2 protein-coding genes are annotated in these 1,180 nt (G+C 65.1%); both read left to right on the forward strand.

Translation table 11 applies throughout. The features are described 5' to 3' along the window. A partial coding sequence (locus tag XI06_RS12915) for a tyrosine-type recombinase/integrase (RefSeq protein ID WP_333909320.1) occupies positions 1-1,007 on the forward strand: 1,007 nt, incomplete at its 5' end. A gap of 11 nt (positions 1,008-1,018) precedes the next feature. After that, the coding region (locus XI06_RS12920) for a transposase zinc-binding domain-containing protein (RefSeq protein WP_271605485.1) at positions 1,019-1,180 on the forward strand (162 nt) is incomplete at its 3' end.

The following is a 1,180-nucleotide window of genomic DNA, read 5'->3' on the forward strand; positions in this document are numbered from 1 at the left end:
TTGAGACGATAGTGGTAGCACTGGAGAGCCCCGTCCTGAGAATCGAGGTGTTGCAACCCTCACTCAGGAAGGAGCTCTCCATGAGCGATACCAACACAGTCAGTCCGCTGCGTCAGCGTATGATCGAAGACATGGCTGGGCGCAAGCTCAACCCGCACACTCAGCGTGGCCACATTTACAGTTGCAAGCGGTTCGCCGCCTGGCTCAAACGCTCGCCCGATACGGCGACGGCCGACGAGGTGCGCCGATTTCAGCTGCACCTGATCGAGAGCGGGAGGAGCATCTGCAACCGCAATCGGATCATGACCGGGGTGCGGTTCTTGTTCCGCGTCACGCTACGTCGTCACGATCTGGCGGCCGAGGTCTGGCACATCAAGGAGCCCGAGAAGCTGCCGCCGGTGCTGAGCCCCGAGGAGGTCAAGCGTGTCCTGACCATGGCGACGAGCCTGAAGGCGCGGGCGATGCTGACCCTGGCCTATGGTTGCGGATTGCGCGCCAGCGAGGTGGTGCGGCTGCGGGCGGGCGACATCGACAGCGAGCAAAAGATCATCCGCATTGTGCAGTCGAAGGGCCGCAAGGACCGGCACGTGATGCTGCCGCCAGAGGTCCTGAAGCTGTTGCGGCAATGGTGGAAGGCGGGGCCGAGCGCGTCCAACAACGGCGTCGCGCCCGAACAGCGCTGGCTGTTTCCCGGTCGCAGTCAACGTCAGCCACTGACCACGCGTCAGTTCAGCCGGTTGTTCAAGGAGGCCGCCAAAGCCGCGGGGCTGCGCAAGACGGTCTCGCTGCATTCGCTTCGCCACAGCTTCGCGACCCACCTGCTCGAGCGCGGCAGGGACATTCGCGTGATCCAGGCGTTGCTCGGACATTCCAAGCTTGAGACGACAGCCCGCTACAGTCGCGTGGCGATCGGACTGATTGCCAAGATCGAGAGCCCGCTCGAGGGCCTAAGCGCGCCGCGCCGCCGCCGGCGACAGCGAGACAGTGAGGAGCCGCCAGCGCCGTAGCGCCGCCGGCCGTGGCTCGGCCAGTTCTGGAGGTCGCGGACATCCTCCGCGATCACGGCTCTGCTTGGCGTGACGCCAATCAGGGGCATGTGAGCCTCGGGCAATTGAAGGTGATGAATGCGATCGAGCGCTGTCGCACGGCGGCGCTCGGCGGCCATGTCGCACGCTGCGAG

The organism is Bradyrhizobium sp. CCBAU 11434, from assembly GCF_028128895.1.
GTDB lineage: Bacteria > Pseudomonadota > Alphaproteobacteria > Rhizobiales > Xanthobacteraceae > Bradyrhizobium > Bradyrhizobium zhengyangense.